At 58.1% G+C, this 5,376-nt stretch carries 6 protein-coding genes; 1 reads left to right on the top strand and 5 read right to left on the bottom strand.

Going from position 1 to position 5,376, the window contains the following annotated elements; genetic code table 11:
- A partial coding sequence (locus AC1DSG_RS27155; RefSeq protein WP_477793638.1) for an SDR family NAD(P)-dependent oxidoreductase occupies window positions 1-716 on the bottom strand: 716 nt, incomplete at its 3' end.
- 101 nt (window positions 717-817) lie between these two features.
- Here AC1DSG_RS27155 and AC1DSG_RS27150 point away from each other — a divergent pair.
- Window positions 818-1,558 carry a DUF2889 domain-containing protein gene (locus AC1DSG_RS27150; RefSeq protein WP_477793637.1) on the top strand — a complete coding sequence of 247 codons (741 nt, stop codon included), beginning with the start codon at window positions 818-820 and terminating at the stop codon, window positions 1,556-1,558.
- Window positions 1,559-1,642: 84 nt separating this feature from the next.
- On the opposite strand, the gene AC1DSG_RS27145 is transcribed toward AC1DSG_RS27150, so the two are convergent.
- The 4 genes from AC1DSG_RS27145 to AC1DSG_RS27130 form a co-directional block, all read right to left on the bottom strand.
- Entirely contained in the window at window positions 1,643-2,218 is a 576-nt protein-coding gene (locus AC1DSG_RS27145; protein ID WP_477793636.1) for an aromatic-ring-hydroxylating dioxygenase subunit beta, read from the bottom strand.
- Window positions 2,219-2,313: 95 nt separating this feature from the next.
- Window positions 2,314-3,714: an aromatic ring-hydroxylating dioxygenase subunit alpha gene (locus AC1DSG_RS27140; protein WP_477793635.1), complete on the bottom strand. Its 1,401-nt coding sequence runs from the start codon at window positions 3,712-3,714 to the stop codon at window positions 2,314-2,316.
- Between the two features lie 123 nt (window positions 3,715-3,837).
- The gene (locus tag AC1DSG_RS27135) at window positions 3,838-4,836 is read right to left on the bottom strand and encodes a fumarylacetoacetate hydrolase family protein (RefSeq protein ID WP_477793634.1); all 999 of its coding nucleotides are present in this window, start codon (window positions 4,834-4,836) and stop codon (window positions 3,838-3,840) included.
- On the bottom strand, window positions 4,833-5,376 hold a 544-nt coding region (locus AC1DSG_RS27130), incomplete at its 5' end, for an SDR family oxidoreductase (protein ID WP_477793633.1). The genes AC1DSG_RS27135 and AC1DSG_RS27130, both read right to left, overlap by 4 nt.

Here is a 5,376-nt window from a genome sequence, read left to right as displayed (position 1 = left end):
GTGATAAAACGCGACATCTCAGACGCGAGAAACACCACCACCGGGCCAATGTCGGCTTCAGGCTCGCCACAGCGGCCCAGCGGACGCATCGATGCGGACATTTCGGCAAAGCCGGGGTTTTCTGCGGCGAGTTTGTGGAAAGTGGCACCCATCGCGGTAGGAGCAATGGCATTGGTACGAATGTTGAAGCGCCCCCACTCAGAGGCTGCGCTACGAGTCAGCCCGACAATCGCGGCCTTCGCCGTGTTGTAGTCGCCGTGCAGCCAGGCGCCGATCTCGATATCGATGGAGTAGAAGTTGATGATCTTGCCACCGCCCCGCGCCTTCATATGAGGTAACGCAGCTTTCATCGCCCACCAGGCAGCCCACACGGTAGAGCCGAGGGTTTGCTCCAGCATCGCATCGGTTTTTTCTTCCAGCAGGACATTGGGCGTTGGCGCAAAGGCGTTGTTGACCAAGATGTCTAGCCCACCAAATTGATCAACGGCCAATTGCACCGCGGCTTCAATATCGGTCTTGCTGCACACGTCGGTCTTGATGAATACCGCCTTGGCGCCCAGGGCATGCAGTTCGGCGACTACGGCCTCTCCACTGGTGACATCCAGTTCGGCGACCACCACGGCAGCCCCCTCTTTGGCAAAGTTCAGCGCAATGCCGCGCCCGATTCCGCCACCTGCACCCGTAATCAGCGCAACCTGTTCATTTAGCAGTGCCATAGCCACTCCGCTTTTTTGTTTTTTGTGAACATTATTGGTTATAGTGTCTAAATATAGCTTATTTCTTCAGGCTAAACAGTACCGGAACAAGGATATTGAGGATGACTGTATTTCGTCGCCGCGTAGACATGATTGCTCATCATGCCGATGGTACCGGTGAAGTCCGAGCCGCTCTGGAAGACGACTTCCATCACTTCCGTGTATGGGTTCGTCACCAGGAAGGTGAAGTCATTGCCATCGGCGGTGAAGCGTTGCGCTATCCCTATTCCATGTGCCCGCAGGCTTGTGATCAATTACAGCAATTGCTTGGCATGAAACTGAACCGGATAGCCCACTCTGTCACCCGGCAGACCGACGCCAGTCATCAATGCACCCATTTGTTGGACTTGGCGGGACTCGCCATTGCAGCTGCCGCACGCGGGACTCTTCAACGCCGCTATGAAATCCACGTTGGCCAGCGCATCGACAACCGCACCCGCGCTACCTTGGTACGCGATGGCATTGAAGATCTGATCTGGGACGTTAACGGCACAATGATCGAAGCACCACTACCCTATTCCGGCATCAACCTTCGGGAAGGCATGGCACGCTGGGCACTGAACACCCTCAACGAAGAAGTTGCCGAAGCGGCCCTGCTACTTCGCCGCTGCACGCTGATCTCGATGGGGCGCGCCTACAACCTTGACGAGCAGATTCACGCCGTGAACACCGCCCGCTGCTACAGCCAGCAACCCGAACGCGCTGAACAGGCGCTGCGTATGAAGGGTTCGACCCTGGACTTCAGCCATGAACAACTCAAGCTGTGCGCCCAGGATCAGGAGTGGCTCAGGCAGACGCCTTAGTCACCCCACTCTCGCGTCAACAGCAGCGCCATCAATACCCTCTGGACACGGCGATCCGGGTTGGAGTCGGACCGCCGTTGCAACCTAGAGGAAGACGGCCAGGTTGGGCGTTCCGAGCACAGCCTGGTCAATGATGACTTCGCGCCGGGAAAGCTTGAACCCCGCCTCGTGCAGACGCAGCACGTCACGTCGCTCGCCACTGATGATATCGACATGGTGATCGTTGAAACGGCTACGGGTCAGCAGCAGGTAACTGGTCACCACAAACTCATCGCTCTTGTCGGTTTCTTCGACAAACACGTTGGTCACCAGACGCCGGGTACGCGAGGGAGGATCTTCCGCCCAGGCGCTTTTGCCGGACAGGCGCAAAATGCGCCCCATGATCGAGCGGTAATCATCGTGGTAGTGCTGAACACTGCGCACGATGGTGGTTCTGAGCTCGGACGCCACGCGAGTCTGGCGCAGCGGTACGGTGTACACCAGATCGGTGTCCAGACGTTCTGCCCACTCTTGCAGGCGAATCTGGTCGAGCAGCGTGGCTTCCTCGTAGAGAAAGGTCACCACATCGTTGTATATCGGCGAGCCCACCGGCACCCGCTTGGTACCGACAGGGGAACCCGGCTGGATATCCTCCACACCGCGTTGTTGAACCTGAGCCATGAGTCATTCCCTCACTTTTATTCTTGTACTTGTTAATGCTGTTACCGGCGACTGCGACCCGCGAGGACCGCAATCGAACCAGGGCCAACGGGCGCTTATTGCTCGTTCGGTGCAGTCATCAGCTCGTGCCAGTACAACCACCAGTGCCACTGGGTATCGTCCTTGGTGAAGCCTTCGTTGACGATGCCAGGACCCGGCCAGCCCTCGGGTGCTCCTGTTTCGAAGCAAGCCTGGTATTTCAGCGTGCTCTTGCGGCCCATCGCACCTTTGGCAGCCAGGGTCATGTGAGGCCAGGTATCGGAGTCATCCTGCTCGACCATGCCCGAGGTGCCGAACAACTGGATGGTTTGCTTGAGCATCTTGTCGCGCAGTTCTGGCGAAGCGTCTTTCTCGGCAAACACCCAGTTGACGAACTCCAACTTGTCCGGACCGCGCGGCACGTAGGCGTGCAGGGTCATCGAACCGACTACGCTGCCATCTGGCTGCGGAATGTAAACGAAGCCGAAAAGTATGTTCGGGAACATCCCACCGACTTGGGGCGGCATGCTGGTCAGCACTTTCAACTGATCTTCAGTCAGATTGCGTGCCAGTTGCTCGACCATGTCGGCGGTCATGCCGGCAGGCGGCAATGCTTCCAGTTTTTGCTGCACAGTCAGCTCTGCCGGGTCGAGGCCAGTCAGACGCTTGATCTTGCGCGCCAGGTCGATGCAGCGCAGCGCATGGCCGTGCGGCGAGCTGATTTCCACGCCGATCATTTCCGGGCTGAGGTCGGCTGTTTCGCCCTCACCTTTCTTGGCGTAGTTACCCACTTCGCCCAACCAACGGTGCAAGGTCAGGGTGTGGAATCCATCGGCCGCTGATTGCTCGCCAGCCGTTTTCCAGTTGGCGTTCACGATAAAGCGCTGTGGCGGGCCGAGCACTTCCATGCCTTTGTCGGAGCGGCAGAACAACATGTCGTAATACCACTTGGCATCGCCCAAGAACTCGTCAAACGACGGTCCTTCAATGTTCCAGGTGGCAAATACCAGGCCGCCATACAGCGTGACCCGTGCTTTTTTCAGACCCAACTCTTCTTTAGGCATCATTTTGCCGTGCATGCATTCGCGCTCGACGGGCGAGCCGATGAAATCACCATTAGGGCGGAAGGCCCAACCGTGATAGATGCACTYATGAATTTGCGTGTTGCCGCAATCAGCAGTACTGATGCGCATCCCGCGGTGCGGGCACACATTGAGGGTCACGAACACCTCGCCCTGCTTGCCACGGGCAACAATGACCGAATCAGACCCCATGTCTCGGACCATGAAGTCGCCGGAATTAGGAATTTCCGACTCATGACCCAGGAGCACCCAGATCTTGCCGAAGATTTTTTCCATTTCCAGATCGTAAATTTCGTGGTCAGACAACACACGCATTTGCACTTCACGGCTGGATGGATAGATGAGGTCCGAAACCTTGGTTCCATCCGATAATACGGGGCTTGTTCTTGTTAGCATGCTTGCCTCCTAATCAGAGCGTCACAACAGTGGTTGCAACGAAATATAAGACACTTTCTCTATTTTTGTACATAGAATTCACCTTGCTTTTGTAAGTGAATTCCTTCGCCACTCAGATAACCGTCAGTCCTTGCTTGGCGCCTTGCCCACCTGAGTGCGCAGCACACCAATGCCGTCGATCTCCAGCTCAACCACATCGCCAGGTTTCAAATAACGCAGTTGCTCCAGACCGCAGCCGTTGCCGACCGTGCCGGAACCCAGAAACTCGCCGGGGTACAAGGTTTCTGAGCGCGACACGTGGGCGATCACGTCCTCAAAGCTCCAGCGCATATCACGGGTATTGCCGCGCCCCCACTCCTCGCCATTGACCCGGGCAACCATATTCAGGTCGTAGGGATCACCCAGTTCATCTGCGGTCACCAGACACGGCCCCATGATGTTGGCTGTATCGAAATCCTTGCTCTTGGCCGGGCCAAGCATTCCGGGCATTTCCAGGGCCTGCGCGTCACGCGCGCTCATGTCGTTGAAGATGGTGTAACCGACGATATGCGAACGGGCGGCTTCACGACTGATGTCCTTGCCGCGCTTGCCGATGTAGCAACCGAACTCCAGTTCGAAGTCCATCGCCCGGCTAAAGCTCGGCCATTGGAATTCATCGTCGATGCCGATCACCGCAAAACGGTTGCCCTTGTAGTAGATAGGCTGCTTGTTGAAGGTCTCGATCACCCGATCGTCGGCGCGAGTATTCATCGCCTTCAAGGTGGCTTCCGGGTCTTCGGTGCGCAGCGCACGGGCGCGACGAGCCGCCGCGAAGCTTTGGCGCAGGTGCAGTTCGAAGCAAGAACAGTCGCGCATCTGCGGGGGCGGTTGGATCGGGGCGCGCAGTTTCACACTGGCGCGTTCCAGCACTGCAGCCGAGGGGGCCTTGGCAACCAGCGAACGGGCCAACTCAAGCGCGGGCTCACCCGCCTCCACCAAGGCCAGCACACTGCTCAACGCCACGCTGTCGCGACTTTCCAGCAAACGGTAAGCGCTTTGCAGGTCGAGCACTTGCTGGTCCTGATTGAGTAGTGCACCCGCGCGGTCAAAGCCCTCAGAGTCGGTATAGGTCACCAGTCTCATACGCGGCCACTCACTGGCAACAGCGCACCCGTTACCGCAGCGGCTTCGTCGGACAACAGAAACGCCACCACCGCCGCCAACGCCTCCGGGGTTACCCACCGGCTGCTGTCAGCGTCTGGCATGTCAGCACGGTTGGCTGGGGTATCGATGATGCTTGGCAACACAGCGTTAACCGTCACGCCACGATCTTTCAGTTCTTCCGCCAGGGCTTCGGTCAACCGGGCGACACCTGCCTTGGAGGCGGCATAAGCCCCCATACCCGTCGCAGCTTTGACCGAGGCAAGCGCGCCGATGTTGACGATGCGTCCTGCCTTGGAGTTCACCAAGTGAGCCAGCGCCGATTGGGAACTGACCACAGCGGTACGCACGTTCATCTGATACAGGCGATCCCATGTCTCCAGGCTACCGCCTTCGACGGTCTCCCACGCAAAGCCACCCGCGACATTGACCAAACCATCAATGCCGCCCCACTGCGCGGCGATCTGCTCGAAAGCAGCGCCGGCCGACTCGGTCGAGGTCAGGTCGACACCGCCCAGGCAC

The organism is Pseudomonas sp. P5_A12, assembly GCF_056400685.1.
The sequence above is the reverse complement of the archived record's forward strand: the minus strand, read 5'-3'. Positions and strand labels throughout refer to the sequence as shown.